The following is a 26,972-nucleotide window of genomic DNA, read 5'->3' on the forward strand; positions in this document are numbered from 1 at the left end:
GACAACGATGGAGTCGAAGGATGCTGACACCACTAAACCAATACCGAGTGCTGGATCTCACCAATGTGCTAGCGGGGCCATTCTGTGGTCATCAGCTAGCCCACTTGGGGGCTGAAGTCATCAAGGTCGAAGTGCCGAAAAGTGGCGACTTAGCCCGCCAGTTAGGAGCCTCTCCAACACTCAACAAGGCCGGTATGGGGATTTCCTTTCTCGCTCAGAATGTGGGTAAACAGTCGGTTACATTGAATTTGAAAACCGATGAGGGTAAATCCCTGTTCGAGCGACTGGTGAAAACGGCGGATGTGGTGATTGAAAATTTCCGCCCTGGTGTGATGGACAGGTTAGGTCTGGGCTATCAAGAGTTAAAGGCAGTGAACCCTAATATCATCTACTGCGCGATTTCGGGGTATGGCGCTGATGGCCCGATGCGCCATTTGCCAGCATACGATCAGATTATCCAGGGTATGTCCGGGGTGATGAGTATTACCGGCGCGCCAGAAAATGCCCCTTATCGGGTTGGCTATCCGATAGCCGATACCATAGGCGGCATGACCGCAGCGTTTGCAATCTGTGCCGCGCTGGCAGGCAGGGAGGCTTCGGGCGAAGGTTCATTTATTGATGTATCCATGCTGGAATCGACGTTGACCACTATGGGATGGGCGGTGTCCAACTACTTGGTGGCCGACAAAGCGCCGCAGCCTCTTGGCAATAACAATGTCACTGCGAGTCCTTCAGGCACCTTTAAAACCGGTGAGGGCTTGTTGAATATTGCGGCCAACAAACAGGAGCAGTTCGAAGCCTTGTGCCAGCTTATCGGGCGGGATGATTTGATCACCGATCCCCGTTTTGCCGAGCGGCAGGCGAGGCTGGAAAACCGGGAATTACTGACCGGTCATATCGAAGCGGCTTTTGCGGTTAAACCAGCAAAAGAGTGGGAATCTGAGCTTAATCATATTGGTGTGCCTGCTGGAAGGGTGCTGAGTGTTCCACAGGCGTTGGATTTACCGCAGGTACAAGGTCGTGACTTTACCGGGTGTTTTGTCGATTCGCCCGGGGTGAATCAAGATGTCCGTTATGTCAGAACTGGCTTCAAACTCGATGGCGAGCGCCCTGCCGTCATGTTACCGCCCCCTCTGCTGGGTGAACACACCGAACCGTGGTTGACTGCATTGGGCTTAAGTAAGGAAGAAATTGTGCTATTACAGGAGCAGGGGGCAATATGAGTATCGAAAGACCTGAGCATGGGATTGGGCGTGATGTTAGCGACTGGTGGAAGACGTCTATCATCGAAATGTCGCCGGGCGAGATTCGCTATTATGGCTACCCGATAGAGGAGCTTATCGGCAATGTCAGCTTTGCCCAGATGATCTGGCTGATGGTAAGAGGCGATCTGCCATCGCCTTCACAGGCAAAACTGCTCGATGCTGCGCTGATGTCTGCTGTTGATCACGGCCCTCAAGCCCCGAGTATTGCGATTGCCAGAATGGCGGCAACTTGTGGCGTTGGCCTAAATAACGCCATGGCTTCAGCGGTAAATGTACTGGGTGATGTGCATGGGGGGGCGGGGGAGCAAGCAGTCGCGTTATATCGAGCCATTGCTGATCGTTGTGAGCAAGGTGAGTCGCTGGAAGCTGCGATAGACTCAGAAGTGACGACACATAAAGAACTTCACGGTAAATTCATCCCAGGTTTTGGCCATCGCTTTCACCCGGTTGACCCGCGAGCACCAGCGTTGATGGCGTTAATCAAGCAAGCTGCCGATGCCGGGACCGTCACTGGTCGGTTTGCTGAAATCGCGATGGGGGTGGAATGTTACCTTTTTCGGCAAAAAGGCAAACGTATTCCGATGAATATCGATGGGGCAACGGCTGTTATCTATGCCGAGTTAGGCTTTCCTGCCCCGTTAGCAAGAGGGCTTTTTTGCCTATCACGTTCGGTTGGGATTTTGGCTCATGCCTGGGAGCAAACCGGTCAAGGAGGCCGAAACAAAGGGCCTATCCCGCGCAACCTGCTTTGGTCATACGATGGGCCTGAACAGCGAGAGTGGCAAAAAGCACCAAAGTAACCATTTTATGGTATGGTGTCTTGTAAATGTTCTGGTACGATGCGGCTTGTGTGACCTTTGTGATGTTGAAATCTCATCTTTTTCCCCCTTTGGGAGGGTGTAATGGCGGCAAAGTCTATTGGTTTGCCATTACACTTTTTCTTCTAATGCTATTTTGTTGAAAAGAAAATATTGCCGTAATAAGCGGTTACCGCTTGGCCACTGTTGTCGGTATCCGTCATGATGGCGATGCCATTGATATACCGATAGGCTTCTCTATTGGCTTGTTCGCTGCCTTTATCCCCGAATGCATGAATGAAGTCTTGGTAGACATTGCGCTTTTCATTTTGCCATTTCGCGATGCTGTCCGAGCTACCCCGTATTGCTATCATCTGAACCCTCTCCCCGGCAAATGCATTGCTCCAACGGGAAAAACGGGGTTGGTTACTGGACCACACATAGTTGATTGCTTTGCTGGTAGAAGTCAGCCAGTTGGAACCGATGGCGAGATAAACCCGTGCGGCGTAGTCGTCGCCATCTTTTGTGGTTTCATGGATTCCCTCTAATTGATTTTCAATCCGCCAAGACCAATTTAGATAGGGAGTTTCTTCGAGATCGATGCGAATAGGCTTGGAAAGGATCGTTGCGCTGTTACTGCTGGTGGCCTTGAGAACCGGTTGATTATCCAGCCGGACTTGCGTGTAATGAGTACGGCCTTGAAAGTGTCTAACTTTCCAGGAAGAGATATCCTCATAACCAAATTTTACCACGTGATGTTCAAACGTAGCGGATGCATTGAAAGTAATCAGCAGTGGTATTAATCGTAGGAGTAATGGCATGACGCTAATCATAGTCACAAATGATGGAGTTTGCTGCCATGCCATACGCTAGAGCCTGCTTATCTAATTTGCCACCATGCGGTTGGCGAGATGCTTCGATAGCCTTTTTGCCAAGCAAAGTAGGGTAAAGGTTGGTGGCAGTCCCCAGGCTTCAGGAATGACCGAGGCATCACAGACATACAGCCTTTTGATTTCGGTTTCCAGGTTGCTGTCAACAATATCGCCAATGGCGGCGCTGCCACCTTGATGGGCAGCGAAATGGTGGGTGCGATAAATGTGGGTAGCTCCAGCGGCCGTAAGAATGGTTTCTGCCATTTCTGCGCCTTTGTCTAACCGTGCCTTGTCCTCAATACAGAGCGACTTACTTGCCCAGTTTGCGGATATTTTTCCACTTAGGCTGTCTTTTACTTTCACCATGATGGCTAGGGTGTTATCTGCGGCTAACAGGCGATCGAAACGGCCCGCCTGGGCGGTAAACAAGTGGAAGAACGGTTTGGGGAGAGCGAGATCTGATAGGACGATTCCCTCCTCGGGCAGATGCAGGCCCGCAGCCATTGGCACTTCACCGGCGCTAAATTTCTCATCGACCGTGCCCATAACCGCGATGACAGGATCGATAAAGAACTGCTGGCCAGCCCCGGCAATGCCACTTTGTTGCAAGATTTGCGGTGAGCCAATCCCACCAGCCGACAGGATCACTCGCTCGGAAAAAGCAAGGTGAACACCGCTATTTGTTTGGTACTCAACCCCTATAGCTAGGTGACTATCATCAGGCTGGTTTTCAGTTAGCACCCTGGTGACCTTTGCTTTGGTAATGAGCTGGGCGCCAGACGTTACAGCATCCTCCAAGAACCGGCGTGCAGTCCACTTGGCACCATGCGGGCAGCCGTAACCACACAAGTGGCAGCCTGCTTGGCAGCGCTCAACATCAATGAACTTGTCAAGCTTGTGCCATTCAAAGCCTGCTTTTTCGGCCCCCTGCCAGATGCGTTTTGCGCGAGGTCCTACGAGGAGATCGGGGAGGGGCCTGTAGGGAACAGCCTGTTGCATTTCCTCGGTTTCAGCACGCAAATCAATGCCGTAGCGGTCAAACATGTCATACGGCGGTAGCATGGCGGTGGCATAGTTGATCGCCGAACTGCCGCCGGCGGTAATGCCGCGAATAAGCAAGGATAGATCTTTGCCGATAAATGCTCCCTTGCTTGGAATGGCGGCGATATCTGCCATTTGCCAGAAAGAGCCTCTCAGCGGGGAATCAGATCCCCACTCAAGAATAAGAACCTTTTTGCCTTGCTCACTGAGTGACTTGGCCAGTGTTGCCCCCGCAGGCCCACTGCCAACAATGATCGCATCGAAATACGCGTTTTCTTGTATTGCCATCTTTATGACCTGAACGTTTTACTGTGTTAACTATATGACAAATAAAAACTTAATCCTATGCTTGTAAGCGGCGTTTCAAAAACAGGTCGATTAATTTTCTCAATGGCTTTTTCGAACGTGACTTTTTGCTTTGTAGGAGTAAACTGGCGAGCTTTTTATTCCTAATATTGGAATGTAAACCATGGATGGTCTGTAGATGTATTGATAGAGGGCACTGCATTGATCCATGACCGAGCCAGTCAAATGGTGATTTTTCATACCTTGGTAGAAGCTGGTAGTTTTACTGCCGCGGCACGTACTCTCGGGGTGTCGACTTCCCATGTCAGCAAGCAACTCGGTTCGCTGGAAAGCGAGTTGAACGTCAAGTTGATACAGCGAACAACCCGTAGTTTAACCCTGACAGAAGCCGGCCATCATTTTGCCCAATATGCGAAACAAGTTTTCGCCGCGGTCAATGAAGCCAATGACAGTATGGCGCTGGAGCGTGATGATGTCGCGGGCTTGATTCGTTTAGGACTGTCACAATCATTTGGTACGATGCATATCATCCCGGCTATCGAGAAACTGCGTCAGCTGTATCCTGATCTGCAGGTTGAGCTTAGCTTATTTGATCACAAGGCGGATATGTTGGCCGATGGATTGGATCTGTGGATCACTAACTTTGAGCATATCCCGGAAGGGTACGTTGCCCAGCGTTTGGCTGAGACCCGCTTCCTTGTTACCGCGTCACCTAAATATTTAATCGATCATCCTGCGCCTACCCATCCGTCTGAGCTGGTTAACCATAACTGCGTGACCTATCAAAGCCGGCAGCGCGATTATAGCTGTTGGGATTTCTCTAAGCAGGGTGAGTCGTTGAGCGTAAAAGTCTCAGGAAACTACCGGGTTGATTTAGCCGAAGCGGTTAGGGATGCTGCGGTAGCTGGCTGGGGAGTTGCCTACCTTGCCAGTTACTTGTTAACCGACGAGTTCAGGGATGGGAAGTTAATCCAGCTGCTACCTGACTGGACGGCAAATCAAACGATGCCGTTCTATGCGGTCTATCCGAGTCGCAAGCACTTGCCTCGAAAGATCAGTGCGGTCATTGCCTTTTTTAAACAGTATATTGGTGATAATCCTTATTGGGATGAGGCGCTGAAGCCTTGGGTGAAACTATAATTTTCCTTTGGCTGTGTGGGCAGCAGTTCAATTTTTGCTGAGAATTTAGACAGCTAGCAGCAGAATATTGTGCGTGAAGGCATAAATACTTTTTCTATTTGGCAATAATCAAAATTGGCTCTATATTAATTGCATTAAAATCAATTATTTATATTTGTTTGGTTTCTTGGTCATTTCTTGCTGTAACAAACGAATAGCAAACTGACCTTGTACGCAATCCTTTGCTCTCTAGAATGCGCGGCTCAACATTTAGAGCAAAGGTGCTAATTTCATGTCCTCCTTACTGGGTATTTTCGCCATTTTGGTTATTGCGTATCTATTATCAACAGACCGTCGCAATATTCCTGTCAGAACGGTATCTCTCGCCTTTGGCTTGCAAATCATCTTTGCCTTGTTGGTACTCTATGTTCCGGCGGGTAAAGATGCGCTAAATGCCGTAACAGCCGGTGTGTCCAGCGTCATTGATTATGGCCAGCAGGGAATTAGCTTTTTGTTTGGCGGGTTGGCGACTGGCAGTGTCGGATTTGTCTTTGCCATTAATGTACTGGGCATCATTATTTTCTTTTCGGCGCTTATTTCTGCGCTCTATCATATTGGCCTGATGCCAAAAGTGATCAATATCATCGGTGGCGGTCTGCAGCGCCTGCTGGGCACAGGCCGAGCTGAATCGCTATCAGCAACCGCGAATATTTTCGTTGGAATGGTTGAAGCGCCACTGGTGGTGAAACCTTATCTGACTAAAATGAGTGATTCGCAGTTTTTTGCTGTCATGACCTGTGGGCTGGCTTCTGTTGCGGGTGGTACCCTGGTCGGTTACGCATCACTGGGCGTGGAATTGAATTTCTTGATTGCCGCTGCTTTCATGTCGGCACCGGCGGGCTTGTTGATGGCAAAAATGATGGTACCGCCAAGCGATCAGGCCAATGATGAAGACGAAATCACTTCTGTAGAGCTGCCTCGCGCGACCAATGTGGTTGAAGCCTTGGCTGATGGTGCTATGTCTGGGGTGCGCATTGCCGTAGCGGTAGGCGCTACACTGCTGGCGTTTATCAGTGTGATTGCGCTACTCAACGGTTTGCTGGGTAATGTCGGTGACTTGTTTGGCATTCAGCTTAGCTTTGAAATTATCCTTGGCTATCTATTTGCACCAATTGCATTTCTGATTGGTGTACCTTGGAATGAAGCCTTGGTCGCGGGTTCGTTGATTGGTAGTAAGGTGGTCGTTAACGAATTTGTCGCTTTCATCCAAATGATGGAAGTCAAAGAGCAATTGAGTGCGCACTCGCTAGCGATCGTAACATTCGCCCTGTGTGGTTTTGCCAATGTGTCTACCATGGCAATCCTGATTGGTGGTTTAGGTAGCTTGGCCCCGGAGCGTCGTACTTTTATCTCGCGAATGGGCTTCCGTGCTATTGCTGCCGGCGTGTTGGCAAACTTGATGAGTGCTTCCATTGCAGGTGTGATCCTATCACTCTAAACAGGGCCACTTAAGCTGGCATTATCAATGATTGAGAAGGGGAGGCTAAGGCTTCCCCTTTTGATTTATGTGGATAGGGGAGTGATACCAAGGATTAGATTTGCTTAACTGGTCGGAGTTGCTACTGTTATTTGGCAAGTGAAAAAATACATAATGAAAAGGAAGATCAAATGAAAGTAATCGCCTTTGCGGCCAGCAATAGCAAGACATCTATCAATAAACAGCTGGTTACTTATGCTGCCTCACAAATACAAGGCTACAATGTCGAAGTATTGGATTTGAATGATTACGAGCTACCGTTGTATAGCCATGATAAGGAACTGGAACTAGGGCAACCGGCGTTGGCCCATGCCTTTCTAAAGAAAATCCAATCCGCGGATGCGCTATTAATTTCATTTGCTGAGCATAACGGCTCTTATACCGCTGCCTACAAAAATCTGTTCGATTGGGTTTCGCGTATAGAGCCTAAAGTGTACCAGGACAAACCTATGGTGTTGCTGTCAACCTCTCCGGGCCCCGGTGGGGCTAAGAATGTATTGGCTGCCGCTGAGGCATCGATGCCATTTTTTGGTGCTGAAGTGAAAGCTTCTTTGTCAGTACCAAGTTTTCATGAGAACTTCGACCCTGAAAATGGGGGAATTCTTCATCCGCACTTAAATGACAAGATCGTGACGACGGTTCAGTTACTGCAGCAGTAAGCAAAGCCTTATTCGAACATTGCCTTTGTGAGTTCAATAATCACGAGGGCAATGCAGCCTTCTTCGACCCTCATGTATTTCAAATTTGAAAGTTATGTTTGGTGTAATAATTTAATGGATTTTAAATGCAATTTATTATTGACTTTAAATTGTTGTTTTTAATTAGATAAAGTTTTTCATGGCATTTTTTTATTTAAACATGGCTTTTTATCCATACATATCCATTCATAATATTTCTTGAATCTTAACAGATGCTGAATTTATAATCGCAAGCCAAATAAAACAGTGTTCAATGGTTGTTTGCTATAGACGTAGTAAACCATGCTTTTTTACGGGCAGCATGCATGAAAATGAAATTCAAAATATCAGCGGTTATATTAAGCTTACTTTTATTTGGGTGTGGCGGCGGAGGCGGTGGATCCAGCGAATCCAATGAACTAACAAAGCCTGCAGAAAAACAAGACCGTGCGGCACTATCGGCTCAAGACCTTTCTTTAACCTTTTCTGAGCAAGGTATTGCCCACTCTCTAGTAGACCACCAAGTCGGAAGTGCTGTGTACAAAATTTCTGCTGGTGAACCGAGTGATGTGATCCGGATAGACCCGCTTTCCGGGGAGATTACAATACTTGCTGCAGGAGAAACTCAAGTCACAGTCGTTGATAGTAGCAAGGAATACAAGACATCAAGCACGACGTTTAATGTTGTGGTTGAGCAAGCTGAAAATGAGGCGCTAGAGCTTGCCGACATTACCATACCGACCATTGCTGGCGAGGATATTATATTGCCTGTCTTTGGCCAGAGGGGTGAGGTAACCGTCGAGTTCCAACCGGAAGGGTTAGTGGACTTTAATCCCGAAACGGGAATTATTGCTGCGAAAGGAGTACCTGGCGAGGTTGAGGTGATCTTAACTGATCGTGGTGATCGAAATTACCGCGAAGCTACCCAGTCAGCCAAAATTACTATTGCGGCCTTAGCTCCCGATGAACTCGAATTTTCATCACAAGAGCGCGCTTACCAACCGGGTCTAACATTAAGCCCATTGAAAATCAGTGGCTCTGAAGGTGGCCGGTTGAAGTATGAGTTGGTAGAGGAAGAGGCCGAACCTGTTATAACCCTCTCGGAAGATTCAGGCTTGATGACAGCTCTTAGAGTAGGAGAAGCCAAGGTTAAAGTGACTCAGTATTTGGGCAGTGAGTTTGGTTATACCCAGCAAGAAGCCTTTTTTACTGTCTTGATAAAGCTCGGTAAGCGCGCAGATCTCACGGTATCCGATGCCGTTGTTACGTTTGATACTACCACGTTGTTTTCACCGGCAGTCAATAACAATGTTGCGCCAGTGCGCTATGAAGTGGTAAGCGGTAACGATGTGATAGAGGTAGACGCACAAACCGGACTGCTTCGCTTTTTACGGGTAGGTCAAGCTGAGGTGAGCGCCATAGATGATCTCAATACCAATTTTGCTGCTGACGAGCATCCGTTCACCGTTACGGTCAATCCGGCGGTGCACCCAGGGATGGACGCCGGTGAACTGACTTATACCTACACCGAAGGGATGAGTGAATCGCCGAGAATGAAAGGGCAATTAGGCCAGTTGACGCTAAGCGGGCAGTCGGATGTTGTATCGCTCGATGGTGGTCGTTTGACGGTACTGCGCGCTGGCTCAGCGAAGCTGACGGCGATTGATGATGGTGGCCACAATTACTTGCCATCGGCACCGGTACCGCTGACCGTGAATGTGCTCAAGGCGCCATACCCTGAGTTTACAGTCAGTAATGTGACTACGACCTATTTCCCCGACTATTGTGAGGATGTCGTCTTTGAGGGGGATGTGGGTATACTGCGCGTGCTGCCAGTCTCCAGCAGTGATAGCAATATTGCCGAGTATGACTCTGCCAATGCGTGTTTCAGATTAAAACGCAGCGGTATTGCCAATTTCACGGTAGAGCGTGAGGAGAGTGATAACTTTTTGGCCTCAGAGCCTAAACGCATGAGTGTAGTGGTGAACGCTGCTGATTCTCGCTTAATGGTCGACGGCGATTTGGTGCGTACCTTCTCTGAAGGAAACCCTACCATCCGCCCACCCGCTATTGGCGGGGGAACTGGCAACTTGAGCTTTAAGTTGCTGGAGGATAAAAGCGAGCAAGGGGTGATTGCGGTTGATGCTAAAACAGGAATAATCACTATCCACAGCGCGGGTCATGCAGTGGTACAAGTCACTGACGCAGGTGATGATAAATACCGTCCGGCGACGGCCTCTTTCGCAGTGACCATCGAAAAAGCACCGAACCCTGTCACCGTTGACTACAGTGATGCGGTTTATATGCCTGATGGAGTAATTGCACCGCTAATCGAAAACCTCAAAGGAGATATTGCTTTCAAGGTGTACCAAGCCGATACCTCTCCGGTTACCGTAGCCTCTGATGGTACTGTGAAGATGCGCTCAACCGGATCTTTTCACGTGCTTTTTGAAGCTGCCGAAACACGAAACTATTTATCTGCTTCTGACTATGCCGGCGCGTTTATCGATAAGGCGGCGCACCCTGGGTTCGTGGTTCGTCACGATAAGCTTGAATATGAGCCACTGAAGAAAGTGACACTTGATCTTCCAAAAGAATATGGAACAAGAAGCTATAGCCTGCAAAGCCTGTCGAGTGGTTGGGTTGGACAGTATTTGAGGGTCGATTCTAATTCGGGAGAGCTCGCATTGTTGGACTATACGCCGTCAAAATTTTTCGCTTTGCAAGTTAGCGAGCAGGAAAGTGAATTCTACAAAGCACTGGCACCTATGTCGGCCAGTTACCTTTCCGTTGTGCCCCCGGAAAAAGGGAGCGCTACCCGTGATCTGACTATTTCAGGAGTATTCACTGTTGTAGGGAGTACGATAGATGCCTACAGTTCGCCATATCAGGCTACAGAGCTTGATTTTGCGGGAGCGACGGTAATGCAGCCGACTATCGAGGAAGTACAGAAGCTGGGGTTGGGAGTCGCCCTGTCTGTGGATGTGCAATCGGCCGAGCCGATTGGAGAGACCGGTCATCAATATCAAGAGTCGGTAAGGTTGTATGTGCAACGCTATGAAGGGTGTGCGACGACCGTGAATGTAATGAATTTGCCCAATTTGATGGCGCAAAAACAAGCTCAGCCTTTTTACAAAGGAAACTATTGTCAAACTGGCCCGACAAACCGTATTGTGACTTACACTGTTGTCGATAAATCACTGATTGATAGATATGACTTTTACGATGGTGACTGGAATGCGGTGCAGCCTTTCGTGATCTATCGAACCGCAGAAAAGCCATCAGGCGCGGGTTATGTAGAGAAGCAGTTAGTCGAGTGGGATCGTTTTGAAGTGAAATTATCACGCGATTAATTTATAACAAGCGCTAGATTGAAAACAGCGGCTCACTGAGCCGCTGTTTTTTTATTTCGGTGGCCATTTACCTGTTAGTCACAGGTTGAGGCTCCGATGTTGTCCCACACAGCTGCAACTCCAGGCTCTTCGCCTTTGGTCCACCATTTGGCCTTCCAGCGGTTGCCATTATGGTTGACTTCATCGCCGCCGTTATAGGCTACTCCCGTGTTCCAGCCGAACTCGACGTCGCTAATCAGTTTCCACTGATCGGCAGTCACGCTTGGCTCATTGTTCTGTGTCCAGTATTTAGCCTCCCATACCAGCTGATCATGACTAACTTGATCGCCAGTGTTGTATGCCGCACCACCAGACCATGCTGGATAGTTGCCAGCATTCGGGTCGGTGAGGTCACACTCATTACCGCCGGTATCTTTAGGGGTCACTGTGACCTGGGTTTGTGCCTGGGCATCCAAAGCGCCATCTGATACCAGTACCGATACTTTTGCCTGCGTGCTCTCAGAAACAGTTGGAGCGGTAAGGGTCAGCGATGCGGTGCCCTGGCCGGAGACTAGAGCAAAGCCTTGCGGGATGGTCCAACTGTAAGTTAATGGATCACCGTCTGGATCATCGGCTTGGGTATTCAGGGTAAAGTTATCCTGCGATTTTACCGAAAGCTGGGCTGGCAGCGACACGCTCGGTGGCTGGTTTTCCTGCTCTGCTTTGTTGGTGATGGTCACCGTGTCAGTGTCAGTCAGGCCTTCTTCATCAGTTACGGTAAGGGTGAAGGTATAGCTGATGTCAGTATCGGTAGACGGTACCGTGATGGTGGCCTTAGCTTCGTTTTCGCCTGCAATTGGCAGAGTATCGCCAGCTGTTTGCTTCCAAGAATAACTGATTGCTTGTTGCTCTGGGTCGTAGGAATTTGAGCCATCAATAATGACATCGATAGGCCCTGTCACCGTTTGGTCGACACCGGCATTAGCATGAGGTGGCTTGTTTACCGGTGGTGGTGTCACTCCGCCATGCCCCAAACCATCGTGCATGGCATTGAGGACATCGCCATTATCGGCATCGATTTCCCACGAGAACAGACCGGCTAACCCTCTTTGCTGAACATAGTTCCCTTTGGCTTGTACTGCCCTGGCATTATCGTAAGAGATAAGTTCCTTGGTGGTAGGGTTCCATTTGTAGGAGGCTTCGGCTTGTTCGTCATAGCGATCTTCCCAGCCAGCCCCCGAATGGTTGTTGGCAATATCACGGTAATCGAGCACGCCGGCTTCCCATGTGCCATCGATAGCACCTGTAGCTTGTCCGGTCATTGGGTTATCGCCAGTATAGTTGTGAACGCCTTTCCAGCCTCGACCATATTTCGGCACGCCAATGACGAGTTTTTTAGGATCAAGCCCTTGAGCCAACAGGTCGTTTACCCCTCGGTCTGCTGTGTGGGTGATTGCTGGGTTGTGGCTGGCATCATACAGTCCGGATTGATGGCCCAAGTTATTGAAATCCCATGCGCCGAACATGTCATAGTTCATCAGGAAAATATAATCCATGTACTGCTGGGCACGGCTGTAATCAACCACCTCGATCTTTTTGACATCGACGCCGATGGCAGAAGTCAGCTCATAAGTCCGGCCGGTTTCTGCCGATAGGTCATCCAGCATTTCACGCAGTTCTTTCATCAGTGTGACGTACAATTCGCCATCTTTTTCTTTGTCGCCCAGGGTAGGGTGGGCTCCGTTACCGCCGGGGTATTCCCAGTCAATATCGACACCGTCGAAGAATTTCCAAGTCTGCAGGAACTCTTTCACCGAGTTGACGAAGGTGCGGCGTTTCGCTTCATCATGCATGAAGTAAAAAGGGTCAGAAAGCGTCCAGCCGCCAATTGATGGCAAGATTTTTAAATCCGGATAGGCTTGCTTCAATGCCATCATTTGACCGAAGTTACCCCGGTAAGGATCAGCCCAATCGTTAACCCCCTGCTGGCCTTTTTGCAGTGCAGCCCATGGGTCATGGATGGCGACTTTGAAGTCGTCGCGTCCGGCACAGGCTTTTTGCAGTGCTTCGAAGCTGCCAGGGATCTGTTTCAAGCTATCGTTGATGCCGTTGCCGCCACAGATTGGGGTGAAACCGTAAATAATGTGCGTCAGGTTCTGAGCGGGTACTTTATCGATAGGGAAGGCGCGGTCATACACACTCCACTCGACAAAGTAGGTACCAACCACCTTGCCGGACTTATTGGTGTAAGGCTTGTTGTTCTCTTGTAGCACGGGGACTAGTGGAGCGAGGTGGCTGCCATCCGTGTCGGCGATTGTAAGCTTGACGCTGCCACTTTCGCTACAGCCATCAGCGTTACATAGCTCGACAGTCATGTCGTAGACACCGCCTTTGCTGACATCAAAGGTGGCGCTTTTGACGCTGCCACTGCCGGTCCAAACCGTATTGCCATCGAGTTTGACCTTGGCCGTGTCGGCAGGGTCGCCACTCCAGGACTGCCAAGACACTGTCACGGTAACAGTATCGTGGATGCCGACGACGATATCTTCGTAGCTGCTGGCATCACGGTTTAGCTCGACGAGGGCGTAAGTGTGCTCACCCCAGTCGATGGTAGGGGCACCGGGCGCGGCTGCGTAGCTTATTGAAGACGAGAGTAAACCGCCAATAAATATGGCTAGATTAGACTTTTTCACAGAATAAACTCCATTTACCTAAAACGAATAATGGTTCAGGGAGCGAGACAAATTGATTTTCTATTTATAAATTAAGAAAAATAGAATTAACCCATTACAATCACGCTTCATTTGTTTTAATAAATACGAGCACAACGTAAATGGAGAAACTCCACTTGAGGTAGCCCCGCTATCATTGAGAAACTCGTTAGACCGGAAGCTTTGCGTCCTAAACTTTCATTTAGTTTGCCGTTGTCACAAGTACCATTAAATTAGTAGCAAAGGTGCTTATTTTGGTCAAAGAAAAATCTTTTGCTAATGCCTTAATGGAGCGGAAAATTGTCACTATGTGATATTGCTTCATGAAGTTGATTGAAGTGGGGTTTTAATTAACTCTTTGAATTGAAATGAGTAAGTGATCTTTATCTAGCAAATTGGTGCGACCAGTTTCTGACTGGTAATGCGTGCGGCTGGTATATGTTCAGCGCTTTTTTTGTCTACTATTTTTATTATTTGTCAGGTTTATGGGCGGTGCTTTTCTATTTGTCAGTTGAATTTCTATTGATTGTGAGTGGTAGGGCGAGTTAATGAGAAATATTTAGTGTTTCTGGATACTTATTTCATTAGCCTTTCATTACTCCCACGCCGATAATGTGTGAATGGTTGGCTAATTTAACTTTAAGAGTATGTATATATTGGTTTTTTTTTTGCTGTTATTGATGAGCCAAACTAGAGTGCTGGATAGAAAGAAAGTTAAAGTGGTAAATTAAGTTTACTGCTTGAGTGTATCCGCCGATCCAAGTCGGTGGCATTTATTGGCTTGCAATGCGGGCGGATCGACCAAATCTGAAGGATATTAAACAAAAAGGTCGGATTTTTTTTGTTTTGCTGAACTGCTTCAAAACCATTGCGTTAGGTTTGCCATTGGCCAGTGGTTTATTTACTTTCGCGCAGACAAATCACTCTCACCGAGATAAAGTAGGAAAACAATGACGCCACGTAAATTTGCGGTTGATGACGGTTCAACCAACGTTAAAGTAAGTTGGATTGAACAAGGTGAACTACACACCGTTATCTCTCCTAACTCGTTCCGTAAAAACTGGAAAAGTGCCGCACTGAGAAAAGACAAGAAGATCTTTAATTATACGATTGGCTCAACCAAATATACCTACGACATGACTTCAGACAAAGCCCTGGAAACAACGCATGTTGATTACCAGTATGATGATCTGAATCTACTTTCCGTTCACCATGCGCTGCTGCAGACAGGTATTGAACCGGGTCCGGTTAAGTTGGTGGTGACACTACCTATTACCGAATATTACAACGCCGAAGATTGCCAAAAAAACGAAGCGAAAATTGCCCGCAAGCGCGATAATTTGATGCGTCAAATTGAACTCAACAAAGGTGAGTTGTTCGATATCATTGATGTCGAAGTGATGCCCGAGAGTTTACCTGCTGTGCTCTCGACTTTGACGATGCAGTCTGTTAGCCAATTCAATCGCTCACTGGTCATTGATATTGGCGGGACTACGCTGGATATGGGGGTGATTGTCGGTGAATTTGATGATGTCTCTGCCATTTACGGAAATAACGAAATTGGCGTATCCATGGTGACCGATGTTGCTCGTAAGTCCTTGGCCGTTGCCGATAGTGATTCAAGCTACCTGGTGGCGAATGAGCTTATCAAGCAGCGCGATAACCTGGATTTTGTGCGGGAAGTCGTGAATGACGAAACCCAGATCCCAGTTATCCTTGAAAAAATCGAAACCAAAATCGATGAGCTTGGCAAGCAGGTTGCGTACGAAGCGAAGAAGTTTGCCAAGAACCCGAACCGTGTCTACTTGGTCGGTGGCGGTGCGAGCTTAATTTTCCCGGCAGTGAAAAAAGCCTACGAAACACTGGGCGAGCGCGTAGTGCTGGTGGACGAGCCGCAAGAAGCCTTGGCGCGTGAATTGTGTCTGTATCATGCCGATGGCGAGGCGGTTAATATGCCAGAACAAGAGGTTGTAAATGGCTGATCGTCTAAAACGGATCAATTATTCCATTTATCTCGACCCGGTTAATAACCCGGCAGATCTTTATGCCAGTAAGGTACTGCACCAATGGGCTGACGATTTTGCCAGGCTGAAATCAGAATCCGGCAATGAGCACAGCCTGGCATTACTCAATGCGCGGAATGTCCAAAAGCAGGTCTATTTGAGTGGCCTGTTCATGCACTTGCTGAGTCCTGACTTATCTCAGCAACTGAGCATGCAGCTCACTGAAGCCCAGGTATCTGAATTTACGCTGGAAAAGACCCTCCAGGGACTTGGGTATCTAGCGACGAACACTGAGCAAGTGTGCAACCAGCAAACCCAGGAAGAGCTGTTTGAGGCTTTAAAGGCGTCGATTTTCGAGCAGGTCACCACTGAGGCTGAGCGTACGCGCGAGCACCTATCAGCGGTCATGTCATCAACGTTGGCAGCAGAGGGTGAAAAGGGAAGTGCGGCGAATACGGTTGAAGCGGTGACTGCTGCTGTTTCTGATGCGGTAGAAGGCCATCATGCACAAAACGCGAGATTGGTTAAGCTGGTCGAACGACAATCGCAAGAAATTGCTGAGCTTAAGCAGATGCTGGCGTCGCAGTCTGAACTCATCGGCAAGTTATCTAAGGGCGGCATAAGTTCGCAGGCGGGCTTATCAAACCAAGAACAAGGTGAAACCCCTGTTGTAGATTTGAACGAGCGTCTTGCCCATGTGCAGAAGATCAAGAAGAAAGGGATCTTTTAGGGTTGCCTGTTGTTGAATAGAAAAAGTACACGCAATGGCGTGTACTTTTTTATTGGCCATCGTAGCGACTGTGATTAGGCAGTGACAGCGCCTACTGTAATATCACTATGTTGCTTTTTCTGAATATCTTTCCAAACCAGCGGTATAACAATAGCGGCCAGCAGGATGTTAGACAGCGGCACCGACAGCCATACCCCATCTACACCTAGCCACTGGGGCAATAGGTACAAGAAAGGCAGTTGTACCAGCATGTTGCCCGCCGAAATCCCGAGGGCCTTTGCCCCTTGGTTAACTGACATAAAATACACAGAAGCCAGCGCGATCAAGCCATCGAGGAACATTGCGAACAGGTGCAGGCGCAGGCCATTGACTGTTTCGGTTGCGAGAGCCGGATCCCCGTTGCTAAATAAGCTTACTAGGGCGTTCGGAAATAGATTCAGGAATAGCACCGAAGTGATACCCGTTAGCATTACCACTTTGCTCGCAAGGAGCAGTGTCGCTCGGATCTTTCTGCCGTGTCCGGCACCGTAGTAATAACTCACTGGGGGCTGCATACCACTGGCGATCCCTTCGGCAAGTAGGTAGTACATCGTCATCAAGTAGCCGACAATGGCGAATGCCCCGACATGCACGGCACTGCCGTAGTGCATAAATAACTTATTATGCACGGCGATAATGAAACTAAAGTAGACGTACATGAATAAGCTTGATGTTCCAAGGCTAACTGCATTGGCAGCAATCCCTGCGTTAAACTTGAAGGTGCCGAGGCTGAGCCTCAATTTGGAATAGCCAGTGAAAAAGTAGCCTACTGCCACGATAGTAATTGATATTTGGGCAATGATAGTCGCAATAGCTGCTCCTCTTAGCCCCATGTCCAGCTGCGCAATGAAGATATAATCGAGGATAATATTCACAATGGCACCAGCCATCATCAGGGCGGTTGAAAAGTTAGGGCTGTCGTCGTTGCGAATGAGCATTGGCAAGGCACCTGCCGCAATGGTGAATACGGCTCCCCAGGTGAAGACATCAATATAAGCCCGGCCCATTGCCAGCGGTGCGCCAGTTGCACCTTGAGCGATTAAGAGCGACGGCGCAATCAGCGCCAGTGCAGCCATCACCAACAGGCCCGCAATGGCGATTAAGCCAAGGCCAGTAGCAAGCGCCTGTTGTGCTTTTGTGTGGTTGTCTTCACCTTTGTATATCGAAATCAGGCTGCCAGTCCCCATGCCGACAAGCAGGCCAAGGCCCGCAATAAGCCCGATGATAGGCCAGGCCATATTGATCCCGGCTAATCCTTCAAAGCCTATGAAGTGGCCAACGAAAATACCATCAATGACTTGATAGAGGCCGTTAACCAGCATGGCGGCAACGGAGGGGATCGCATATCGCCAAAAGGTTTTGCTGATACTTTTATTATCGATTGTGGTGTCTTGCTGGGGGAGACTTTGTGTAAATTTCTCTTGCATAGGAGATCTTTGGCTTTTGTGACTTTGAGAACATTATCCCCCTTTTTATGATTGATTGAAGTTAGGAACTATCCGCTTTTCGGATAGAATGAGGTTGTAATATGCTAATAGAGTGAGATGAACAAGGTGAATTGGACGATAGATCAGCTGGAAGCTTTTGTGTGTGCGGTGCAGCAGGGCTCTTTTTCAGCCGCAGCGAGGCATCTTGGTAAAGCTCAATCTCGAGTGAGTACCGCTATTAACAACCTAGAAGTGGACTTGGGTTTTGAATTGTTTGACCGAAGTGCCCGTTTACCGGTACTGACTGCTGCTGGTGAAGAAATGTATATTGAAGCCCGAGCGGTGCTGGCGCAATGCGAGCGGATGTCCGCGCGGGCGATGACAGTATCCTCCGGGCAGGAGGCGACATTTACGATCGCAATTGATGAGGCAGTGCCGATTACTGCCTTTGAAAGTTTGTTTACGTCGATATCCGTGACACACCCGTTTCTAAAGCTAACGGTTATCAATGGATCACAACAAGATATTGCTCAGTGGGTCGCGACGGAGAAAGCTGACCTCGGGGTGTTGTTTCATCAAGATACCCTGCCTGAGAGTTTGGAGTTCACTTCTATCGGTCAGTTCAAACATGCGTTGATTGTATCGCGAGATCACCCTTTGGCAGGTATTCCGGTACCGAAAGTGACTGATTTGATTCAATACCGGCAGCTGGTTATTCGGGACAGGATGGGAGTGGGGAAAGCGACGCCCATTTCATCTAATTATTGGCATATTGATAGCTACTACCTCATTTCTTCAATGGTTATACGTGGGATCGGCTGGGCCTTGGTGCCAGAGCATGTTGCACAAGAAGAGTGGTATGTAGACGAGCTTGTAGAACTATCAACGGAAGAGATCCCTGAGCCACTAATGGTAGAGATGGGGGTCGTGAAGCGCAGGGATAAGGGCGTAGGTCGAGTGATGGACTGGTTGTATAGCGAAATGGCCCAAATCTTCTAGCTATCGCGATCATTTTCTAGTTATCTTTATTAAACAAATTGTTGCTGTTAATGTCGTACTTATAACCAATTGAAATATGTTGAAGTAAAGAGTGCTGCCGAGCTATGACCGAAGAATCACCGCTAACCACTGCCCATGACACCTCCCAATCGTTGCCGCTTATTCTTGCTGGGCCAATATTGCGTAAGGTAACGCCCAAGGAGCTGACGTTGTGGTTTGCAGTCTCGAGTCCGCTGGAAGGAATTTTTACTTTATATCAGCAAGCAGATCAAAAAGAGCTATTTTCCGGCAGCCTCTCGCAGGGTAAACATGTCCGAATCGGTGAGCGAGCTTGGATATACCAGGTAACGTATTTGGGCGAGTTTCCTGCTGACACCCCATTGGAATACCAAGTTGAAACACAGGACGGCGTACTCACTGAGCTCATTCCAGATCTGCTCTATGACGGGGAATCACGCCCAGCCTTTATCATTAAAACACAAGCCGATTATGTGATGCATGGCTCTTGTCGCAATCCGCATTATCCAAGTAAAGACAGCCTAGTGGCCGCTGATGTTAAAGTTGCAGGGCAAGAAATTGACGATAGGCCGTCATTGCTCATGATGAGCGGTGATCAAATCTATGCCGATCATGTTGCCGGTTCAACACTTGACAGTATTCAGCAGGTTATTGATTTACTGGGGCTCTATGATGAAGATTTCGATAAGGCACCGGTAGCCAATACCAAGGAGCTGCGCTGCCATGCTGATAACTTCTATGGAAGGGAAAAACTGTTACCGCAATACCTGGAAGGAGGGGAAGATATCATTGAGAGATTTCCCCGAGTTGCCAGTTGGTTACGGCGCAAGTCTCCGGTTTTCAGCTCTCGTGAATCTGGCAATCACCTGATCACACTAAGTGAGTTCAACGCTATGTACTTGTTGGTATGGTCTCCAGAGCTGTGGCAGTTGGTCGATAGTGCGAGACTGGAGCACAACCTGTTCCAGTGGCAAGGCAATACACTTGAAGCTAAATGGCAAACGCTTTGGGCTGATGAAAAAATACAGATAGATCAGTTTGTCAAAGGCTTACCGCAAGTCCGCCGCTTGATGGCGCATATTCCAACCTACATGATTTTTGATGATCACGATATTACTGACGACTGGAACCTGACGGTAGGGTGGGAGCAAGCGGCTTACCATAACCACTTTTCTCGGCGGATCATCGGTAACGGCTTGATCAGTTATTGGCTATGTCAGGGGTGGGGCAATGCGCCTGAGAGCTTTGACGAGACGTTTTTTAGTCATGTTGAAAGTTATTTCGAGCAGCCAACCAGCGATAGCCAAGACAGTCTGATTGACTTTCTCTACCGGTTTGAGCAATGGCACTACATCATTAATACAGAACCGAAAATGCTGGTACTCGATACCCGTACCCGCCGCTGGCGTTCTGAGTCCAAGATGAACAAGCCGTCGGGTTTGATGGACTGGGAAGCGCTCAGCGAGCTGCAAATGTCTTTGATGAATGAACCCGCAGTGATTTTGGTTTCTGCTGCGCCGATGTTCGGGGTGAAGTTTATTGAATCCTTGCAGCGTGGCATGACTTGGCTAGGGCAGCCATTGCTTATCGATGCTGAAAACTGGATGGCCCATCCAGGCTCGGCCAATACTTTGATCAGCATTTTCACCCATACCAAAACCCCAACCAATTTTGTGATTTTATCTGGTGATGTGCATTACTCGTTCGCTTATGACGTTAAGCTGCGTTTTCGCAATAGTAGCCCGAATATTTACCAGATCACCTCAAGCGGGATCAAAAACGAATTTCCCAATGCGTTATTGCGTGTCTGTGATTTCATGGACCGTATATTATATAGCCCTCGCTCCCCGCTCAATTGGCTCACCAAGCGAAAGCGTCTTAAAATCTTCAAACGCGATCCGGACTTGCCGGGGAATCACCGCCTGATTAACCGCAGCGCCATCGGTGAAGTTAGGCTGGATGCTGACGGTAAGCCTGTCGATATTGCTATTTTGACTGCCGAAGGAGAGAGGGTGAGTTTTTCGCCAATTGAAAAGTAGTCTGGTTAGTCACGATTAATCATGGCTACCTAACTGCTGGTGGCCTTGTTTATTTCCAGCGGACATCACAATTTATATCTTTATATCAATGGATTATCTCCATGATATTTATTGATAATGGGAGGGTGAAAACAAGGACGTGAAGTTGCAAGGAAAGAATAGTGAGAATACAGGAAGCAGCGAAACAGAGTGGATTAAGTTGTCACACCCTAAGATATTATGAGAAAGCAGGATTAATTTACCCAATTCCTCGAGACACGTCTGGACATCGATATTACGCAGCGCATGATATTCGATGGCTCAATTTTGTACAGTGCCTGAAAAGCACTGGAATGCCACTTAAAGATATTCAGTCTTACGTTCAACAAGCCGCCGATGCAGAGAATAAAGCTGAATTGTTGTTAGATATTCTGGTTACACATAAGAAAAGGCTGGAAACGAAATTAGCAGAAACACAAGATTTCCTCGCCCATATAGAATGGAAGATTAACCATTACCAGGATATGCTGATTGAGCGTAACTAGGCTCTGTTGAATATTTGGAACTCAGACAGACTACTGAAAGCCTGCCTGATAACAAGCAATGATATTCTAGCTATACGGTTTCGGCTTGTTTGTTTGAAAAGACAACGTTTATCCTTGAGTGATCTTGTTCTGTTAAGGTAATTTCTGAGGCCTTGATGAGGCCAGACAGCTGTTCTGTACTGCGCGCACCAATAATTGAACCGGTTGTAGCTGGATGTGACTGCGTCCAGGCGATGCTAAGTTCTGCTACATTACAGCCTTTGTCCTCAGCAATGACTTTTAGGTGTTCAACCATCTCGAGGTTTCTACTAAATGTCGGCTCTTGGTAGAGATGATGTTCATGACGCCAATCGTTTTTACTTAACCGAGCAAAACGATCTTTATTCATGGCACCACTTAATAGCCCTGAAGCCATTGTTGAGTGGTGTATCGTTCCTACGTTGTGCTCAAGACACCAAGGTAACACCTCTTTTTCAGCAGAACGATTTAGCAGCGAATAACCTGGCTGATTTGATATCACCGGTGAAACAGTATGGACTTGTTGTAATTGCTCAGCAGAGAAGTTTGACACCCCGAGATGACGAATTTTGCCCTGTTGCTTCAACTCAGCTAGCGTATGCCAGGCTTCGATGATATCCGTTTCAGGGCGAGGCCAATGGATTTGGTAAAGGTCGATAACTTCAACGTCTAGCCGCCGTAAACTATCTTCCACTTCTTTGATGATGGATTGCCTCGAAATCCGGTTGAATAACTCTGTCTCTCCAGGTTTCCAACACAATCCGCATTTAGTGAAAATGTAAGGCTTACTGCTTGTTTGTTTCAGTGCTTTGTTGATGATTTTTTCTGCATTACCTAACCCGTAGGCTGGCGCAGTATCGATCCAGTTTATTCCATTGTCCAACGCAGCATGAATAGTATCAATTGAATCTTGTTGTGGTTGTTTACCCCACCCCCATTCACCGATATCACCGCCAATCGCCCAACTGCCAAGGCCTAGTCGGCTAATGTTCAAATCAGAGTGGCCAAGACGTTTTTTTTCCATTCCCATTTCCTTTTTCCTATTACGAATACTCACAGGAATACATGTTTGAGTTAGCTCTAAGTCAAGCTTCATATCAACAAAGGGAAATAGATTGAGAATCTTTTCGAGACATGTCTCACTTGATAAATCGAAGCTCTTCTTCTCCACCCTCTTAGAACTGGCCTATATTTTCTAAGTGATATTTCAAAGAAATAACAATAGAAGGGGAAGTCGATGGCGTTAACGTGGAAAAAAAGGTTGGTATTGAGTTCTGTTTCAGCGGTACTCGTATTTGGGGCTGTTAGTGCCTGGGCGGGGTGGAAATTGGATAGCACTCACTCCTCGATTGGGTTTTCCTCTGTTAAGAATGACAGTGTGATGGAGCAGCACGGCTTTCGTAATTTGAGTGGGTCTATTTCTGATGATGGTGAAGTATCGCTATCTATTGATTTGACCAGTGTAGATACCAAGATCCAGATCCGTGATGAGCGAATGAAGAAAGAGCTTTTTCATACCGACAAGTATCCATTGACCACTATTGCAGCGAAAGTTGATGCTAAGGCTATCGGCGAACTCAATGCCGGTCAAACTGTCGTACAGGATGTAGACTTCGCGCTGGATCTACACGGCAAGTCAGAAGTTTTGAAGGCAAAAGTGCAGGTAACCGGACTGGATGACGGAGGCTTACTGGTTTCTACCATTCAGCCCGTCGAAGTGAAAGCGGGCACCTTTGGTCTCGATGGTGGGATAGGCAAGCTCAAAGAGATCGCCGAGCTTAATTCGATACTGCTTACCGTACCCGTTAATGCGAATTTGGTGTTTGTAGCCGAATAGTATCAACAGATACATGGTATCTTCTTACATAATAGTACTTCTGAGATCCGATAGTTTACCAAGCCGGCCATTGCCTTGAAGTGGTCAACTAAAATTGGCCACAGTTTTGTATTCTTGCCAGTACCTTCGTTCTGACTCGTTTGCTGTTAGACCTCCGTTGTACTGATGCGGCCTGATCTGGCTGTAATAGCCAATAATGTATTCTGTAATTTCAGCTTTGGCTTCACTGAAGTTTCTGTAGCCTATTTCAGGTATCCATTCACTCTTTAAGCTTCTAAAGAACCGCTCCATAGGACTATTATCCCAGCAATTACCTCGACGACTTAGGCTCTGAGTTATTTGGAAACGCCAAAGCTTCTGGCGATATTTTCTGCTTGTATAATGACATCCCTGGTCTGAGTGAAACATCACACCATTAGGACGCCTCCTTGATTCGAATGCCATCGAAAGAGCTTTACATGTCAAAGCGCTGTCAGGCGACAATGACATTGCCCACCCAATGGGCTTCCTGGAAAAAAGAACAATAACAACAGCTAAATAGCATCACCTGTTACCAGCCCATACGTACGTCACATCGCCACACCACACTTGATTAGGCTGAGTTACTGCAAATTGACGGTCAAGCCTGTTGGGAATTTCTAGGTGCTCTCGCTCTGCTTTTTTGTAAGCGTGCTTGGGGTGCTGGCAACTGGTCATCTTCAACTTTTTCATAAAGTTACGTGCACGATAGCGACTCAGAGGTATGCCTCTAGCCTTGACTATTTCCGCTATTGTGCGGGCACCCGCTGAACCGCGGCTATCATTGTGTCACCTGTTAACTTCTGAGGTGATGATATCACCTCTTATCAGGTGGCCAAATTCACCGTACCACTTCAGTCTATATGTTTTCTGACCTATTTTTCATGAGTGAAATACAACAAAAGGTTTATCATTGATAAACTAAGTTATGGATGTATACCGGATCCTGTTGATCATGCTTCATTGGGACGAAACTGAAACTTGCCTCAGCACGAGGAAAAACTAAGGGCCATGGCGATCGGAATATCGCACCTGCCCGCTCTACTGCCTAAGTAATTGGCCAAGAAGCGGCCATCAGTCAAGAGTTTTATCGCTATCGAGCGAGAGAGGCGTAACAAGGGCAAGGCAACCATCGATACGCACTTCTACATCAGTTCGGTAGACGTGAATCTAAATTAGCTTTTTGCAGCGTACGCCGGCAATGGTACACGGAGAACCAACAGCACTGGGTGTTGGATGTGGTATTCCGCGAAGACCAGAACCTGATTGGTGATCGGGAAGAGCAGAGCGCATGGCGTTGTTCAGACGTATTCTACTTAATCTGGCTCAGCTGCAACATCCGGAAAAATCGAGAAATAAAATGAAGATAAAGCGGGCGGGCTGGAGCGACGATTTTAGGTCAGAGCTGTTCTTTGGTTAATGGTATTAACAAAATAAATCCGGCCCTGATGTCAGCATGGGCCGGAAATACGCATCGTTATGGAGCATTACATATTTCGGCTCTCCTCTTGCCTAGAAAGTCATTGATAAAGCTTTGCGTGCTAAGCCGGAGTCCGGCGATAGAGACATTGCCTAACCGAAAGCTTTTCTTGCAAATGGGTCTATCATCACGGCTTCAAGTTAATTGGATAAAGATACTTTATAGTGAGTGTTGTTTGTCTCATTTAACACTCGTGCTGACTGCTCTGGAGATGTATCTGCATGAAAGTTCTGACCACCTATTTCGATTGCGCCGAGATGTTTTTGCAAATTCGGCGTTCTCAAAGGTGGATATATTTGAATGTGGAAATGAAAGTTTCGATAATCACCATTGTCAACTGGGGCCTGATGTAGCTTCATCAAATAGGGGAAGCTCATATGCCATAGATTATCCAACTTGATCAACGTTTGGCGAAGTATCTCAGTAAACTGGGATACTTCGCTGTCAGGCATCAAATCAATTCTTGGATAGTTTTTTTTGGGCGAAATATAAACTTCGAATGCGTATCGAGCAAAATATGGAATGAATGAGATGGCACCTTCATTTTCACAAATGATCCTTCTGCCATCGAGCTGTTCAGAGTTAATAATCTCCTGAAACAATACCTTGCCATGAGTTTTATTGAAATTCTCTGCAGCATCTAGGTGATGCTCTATGCTCGTGTATGTGAAATCAGTGCCGAAAATTTGTCCATGAGGGTGCTCATTGGAAACGCCACAAATCTTTCCTTTGTTCTCGAAAATAGAAACATTGCTAACCTGTGGGATAGTACTCAATGCAGATGTTTGCGACTGCCACGCGGCAACGACATTTTCGAATGCGGTGGGCTCTAATTCGGTAAGCGTTGTATTATGCTGATCCGAATAGCAGAGAACACGCGCTATACCAACTGCTGGTTGATTAGCGTATATCCCGTGAGGTTTTTCTAATTTCGTTGGAGCATTTAAGCTTAGACCCGGGTGATCGTTATCAAAAACATAAACACCGCTATAGTTTGGGGTTTTTATTTTACTTATTCTTGTATTTCCCGGACATAGATTGCAGCACGGATCGTAAGTTGGCGCGACGTTCTCTAACGTTTCAGCTTTTTGACCGTTCCAGGGGCGTTTTTGACGATGCGAAGCATAGACGACCCACTGCAGCAGCAGTGGATGCCAGCGTCGCTCCCAGACATGATTTTCAGAACACATAATAATTACCGATCAGCACCTAATACGAATAGTTAATGGTTAAATTGCCCCGTATATAAGCCGGAGCGTTGAGAAGGTTTGCTCAATATTTTGTTGACGAAACTCTTGACTCTGTACAGCGTTGTTGACCATATCCAAAGCTATAATACAAGTGGTTTCTGGATGTTCACCGTTTACCACTTTATCTTCTAGGTTAAAGGTATGCTGGGACTTACTGCCGACCAATGTTAATTCTGATACAACGTCTTTCGTATATGGCCGGTAGGAAACAGATACGTTTACAATGGCCTCACCTAGCGTGCCAATGCCCGTTGCAGATGAACCATATTTGGGTGTTACTTCACCTGAAGGCACTACAGGTATAACTGGCGTATATGAATTCCGATACCACTTAAGGTTGCCAGGTGCACCAAGTAAAGTAACTAATGGAGATAGTATATAAGGAGCTAAATCTCTAATAACGCAGGAATCATTCTCGAAAAACCAACGTCTTGATTCATCAATATATCCACGTCGTGCTGGTCCTCCGCCAATGAATTTAGCATAGATCTCCACTATCTCACCCAACTCTTTAGACTCAATCTTTTGTCTAATTTCCTTTACGATAGGAAGGTAAGGATTGATAGGAGCAGATACTAACACCAGGTCCTTTTTTTCTGCTAGCCGACATAGTTCTAACCAGCTTTCAGCAGATGCCGTTGCTGGCTTCTCAGTATAGACGCTCCAGCCAGATTCGAGTAACTCTTTAGTTACGACTTCGTGTAGTGGCGCTGGTGTCAGATTTAGTGCAATCCCTTGATACTTTTCAGCTGATTGGATTTCAGGAATATCGACAACAATTTTTGCCTGCGGGATAACGCTTCTGACTCAGGAATCCCCACAAAAATTCCTTATTGCTCAATAAGTAGACACGCACCTTGCCTTCTGATCTAATGAATTCACCACAAAAACAAAAAGAAGAAAACAAGATGCGTGATATTCAGATACTACACG

19 protein-coding genes, 2 pseudogenes and 1 riboswitch are annotated in these 26,972 nt (G+C 47.3%); of the genes and pseudogenes, 12 read left to right on the forward strand and 9 right to left on the reverse strand.

All coding sequences use genetic code 11. From position 1 onward, the window contains the following. Nucleotides 1-20: 20 nt before the first annotated feature. Together C9J03_RS09455 and C9J03_RS09460 are read left to right on the forward strand one after the other, a co-directional pair. Nucleotides 21-1,223: a CaiB/BaiF CoA transferase family protein gene (locus C9J03_RS09455; protein WP_044620807.1), complete on the forward strand. Its 1,203-nt coding sequence runs from the start codon at nucleotides 21-23 to the stop codon at nucleotides 1,221-1,223. Next, nucleotides 1,220-2,065, forward strand: a complete 846-nt coding sequence (locus C9J03_RS09460; RefSeq protein ID WP_044620808.1) for a citryl-CoA lyase — start codon at nucleotides 1,220-1,222, stop codon at nucleotides 2,063-2,065. Before C9J03_RS09455 ends, C9J03_RS09460 begins: the two co-directional genes overlap by 4 nt. Nucleotides 2,066-2,214: 149 nt before the next feature. On the opposite strand, the gene C9J03_RS09465 is transcribed toward C9J03_RS09460, so the two are convergent. Then, on the reverse strand, nucleotides 2,215-2,928 hold the full coding sequence (locus C9J03_RS09465) for a DUF3047 domain-containing protein (RefSeq protein WP_052829577.1): 714 nt from the start codon (nucleotides 2,926-2,928) through the stop codon (nucleotides 2,215-2,217). Nucleotides 2,929-2,946: 18 nt separating this feature from the next. Then, nucleotides 2,947-4,263: an FAD-dependent oxidoreductase gene (locus tag C9J03_RS09470; RefSeq protein ID WP_044620809.1), complete on the reverse strand. Its 1,317-nt coding sequence runs from the start codon at nucleotides 4,261-4,263 to the stop codon at nucleotides 2,947-2,949. A gap of 219 nt (nucleotides 4,264-4,482) precedes the next feature. Between C9J03_RS09470 and C9J03_RS09475 the strand changes: the two genes are divergently transcribed. From C9J03_RS09475 to C9J03_RS09490, 4 genes are all read left to right on the forward strand, one after another. Further along, the gene (locus C9J03_RS09475; RefSeq protein WP_044620810.1) at nucleotides 4,483-5,421 is read left to right on the forward strand and encodes a LysR family transcriptional regulator; all 939 of its coding nucleotides are present in this window, start codon (nucleotides 4,483-4,485) and stop codon (nucleotides 5,419-5,421) included. Between the two features lie 271 nt (nucleotides 5,422-5,692). After that, nucleotides 5,693-6,898 carry a NupC/NupG family nucleoside CNT transporter gene (locus tag C9J03_RS09480; protein WP_039463368.1) on the forward strand — a complete coding sequence of 402 codons (1,206 nt, stop codon included), beginning with the start codon at nucleotides 5,693-5,695 and terminating at the stop codon, nucleotides 6,896-6,898. 170 nt (nucleotides 6,899-7,068) lie between these two features. Next, nucleotides 7,069-7,596: an NADPH-dependent FMN reductase gene (locus tag C9J03_RS09485; RefSeq protein WP_039463364.1), complete on the forward strand. Its 528-nt coding sequence runs from the start codon at nucleotides 7,069-7,071 to the stop codon at nucleotides 7,594-7,596. A gap of 344 nt (nucleotides 7,597-7,940) precedes the next feature. After that, the gene (locus C9J03_RS09490) at nucleotides 7,941-10,967 is read left to right on the forward strand and encodes a cadherin repeat domain-containing protein (protein ID WP_044620811.1); all 3,027 of its coding nucleotides are present in this window, start codon (nucleotides 7,941-7,943) and stop codon (nucleotides 10,965-10,967) included. Between the two features lie 74 nt (nucleotides 10,968-11,041). Here the strand turns inward: C9J03_RS09490 and C9J03_RS09495 are convergent, their stop codons facing one another. Then, entirely contained in the window at nucleotides 11,042-13,639 is a 2,598-nt protein-coding gene (locus C9J03_RS09495) for a glycosyl hydrolase family 18 protein (RefSeq protein ID WP_044620812.1), read from the reverse strand. Between the two features lie 156 nt (nucleotides 13,640-13,795). Beyond that, a riboswitch (cyclic di-GMP riboswitch) is annotated at nucleotides 13,796-13,879 on the reverse strand. A gap of 728 nt (nucleotides 13,880-14,607) precedes the next feature. Between C9J03_RS09495 and parM the strand changes: the two genes are divergently transcribed. Further along, entirely contained in the window at nucleotides 14,608-15,639 is a 1,032-nt protein-coding gene (gene parM / locus C9J03_RS09505; protein ID WP_044620814.1) for a plasmid segregation protein ParM domain-containing protein, read from the forward strand. Then, nucleotides 15,632-16,390: a hypothetical protein gene (locus tag C9J03_RS09510; RefSeq protein ID WP_044620815.1), complete on the forward strand. Its 759-nt coding sequence runs from the start codon at nucleotides 15,632-15,634 to the stop codon at nucleotides 16,388-16,390. The genes parM and C9J03_RS09510 overlap by 8 nt, the downstream gene beginning before the upstream one ends. A gap of 74 nt (nucleotides 16,391-16,464) precedes the next feature. Here the strand turns inward: C9J03_RS09510 and C9J03_RS09515 are convergent, their stop codons facing one another. Further along, nucleotides 16,465-17,856 (reverse strand): MATE family efflux transporter, encoded by a 1,392-nt coding sequence (locus C9J03_RS09515; RefSeq protein WP_044620816.1) that lies wholly within the window; start codon nucleotides 17,854-17,856, stop codon nucleotides 16,465-16,467. A gap of 126 nt (nucleotides 17,857-17,982) precedes the next feature. Here C9J03_RS09515 and C9J03_RS09520 point away from each other — a divergent pair, with 126 nt between their 5' ends. The 3 genes from C9J03_RS09520 (at nucleotide 17,983) to C9J03_RS09530 (ending at nucleotide 21,436) form a co-directional block, all read left to right on the forward strand. Beyond that, complete coding sequence (locus C9J03_RS09520; protein WP_044621850.1) at nucleotides 17,983-18,855, forward strand: LysR family transcriptional regulator; 873 nt, start codon at nucleotides 17,983-17,985, stop codon at nucleotides 18,853-18,855. Between the two features lie 104 nt (nucleotides 18,856-18,959). Next, nucleotides 18,960-20,912 (forward strand): alkaline phosphatase D family protein, encoded by a 1,953-nt coding sequence (locus C9J03_RS09525; RefSeq protein ID WP_044620817.1) that lies wholly within the window; start codon nucleotides 18,960-18,962, stop codon nucleotides 20,910-20,912. Between the two features lie 161 nt (nucleotides 20,913-21,073). Next, on the forward strand, nucleotides 21,074-21,436 hold the full coding sequence (locus C9J03_RS09530; protein WP_039469732.1) for a MerR family transcriptional regulator: 363 nt from the start codon (nucleotides 21,074-21,076) through the stop codon (nucleotides 21,434-21,436). Nucleotides 21,437-21,506: 70 nt separating this feature from the next. On the opposite strand, the gene C9J03_RS09535 is transcribed toward C9J03_RS09530, so the two are convergent. Then, a complete protein-coding gene (locus C9J03_RS09535) occupies nucleotides 21,507-22,478 on the reverse strand; it encodes an aldo/keto reductase (protein WP_044620818.1) in 972 nt (323 codons plus the stop codon). Between the two features lie 213 nt (nucleotides 22,479-22,691). On the opposite strand from C9J03_RS09535, the gene C9J03_RS09540 reads away from it, so the two are divergent. Next, entirely contained in the window at nucleotides 22,692-23,291 is a 600-nt protein-coding gene (locus C9J03_RS09540) for a YceI family protein (protein WP_044620819.1), read from the forward strand. Between the two features lie 84 nt (nucleotides 23,292-23,375). Here the strand turns inward: C9J03_RS09540 and C9J03_RS09545 are convergent. The 4 genes and pseudogenes from C9J03_RS09545 to C9J03_RS27280 form a co-directional block, all read right to left on the reverse strand. Continuing rightward, a pseudogene (locus C9J03_RS09545) lies at nucleotides 23,376-24,098 on the reverse strand (IS3 family transposase); the annotation flags it as partial. An 831-nt stretch (nucleotides 24,099-24,929) separates the two neighbouring features. Next, nucleotides 24,930-25,979, reverse strand: a complete 1,050-nt coding sequence (galT, locus tag C9J03_RS09550) for a galactose-1-phosphate uridylyltransferase (RefSeq protein ID WP_044620820.1) — start codon at nucleotides 25,977-25,979, stop codon at nucleotides 24,930-24,932. 39 nt (nucleotides 25,980-26,018) lie between these two features. Beyond that, nucleotides 26,019-26,621: a Gfo/Idh/MocA family protein gene (locus C9J03_RS09555; protein WP_044620821.1), complete on the reverse strand. Its 603-nt coding sequence runs from the start codon at nucleotides 26,619-26,621 to the stop codon at nucleotides 26,019-26,021. Between the two features lie 6 nt (nucleotides 26,622-26,627). Continuing rightward, nucleotides 26,628-26,834, reverse strand: a pseudogene (locus C9J03_RS27280) (Gfo/Idh/MocA family oxidoreductase); the annotation flags it as partial. Between the last annotated feature and the right edge of the window lie 138 nt (nucleotides 26,835-26,972).

Origin of the sequence: Photobacterium gaetbulicola, from assembly GCF_003025515.1 — a bacterium.
GTDB lineage: Bacteria > Pseudomonadota > Gammaproteobacteria > Enterobacterales > Vibrionaceae > Photobacterium > Photobacterium gaetbulicola.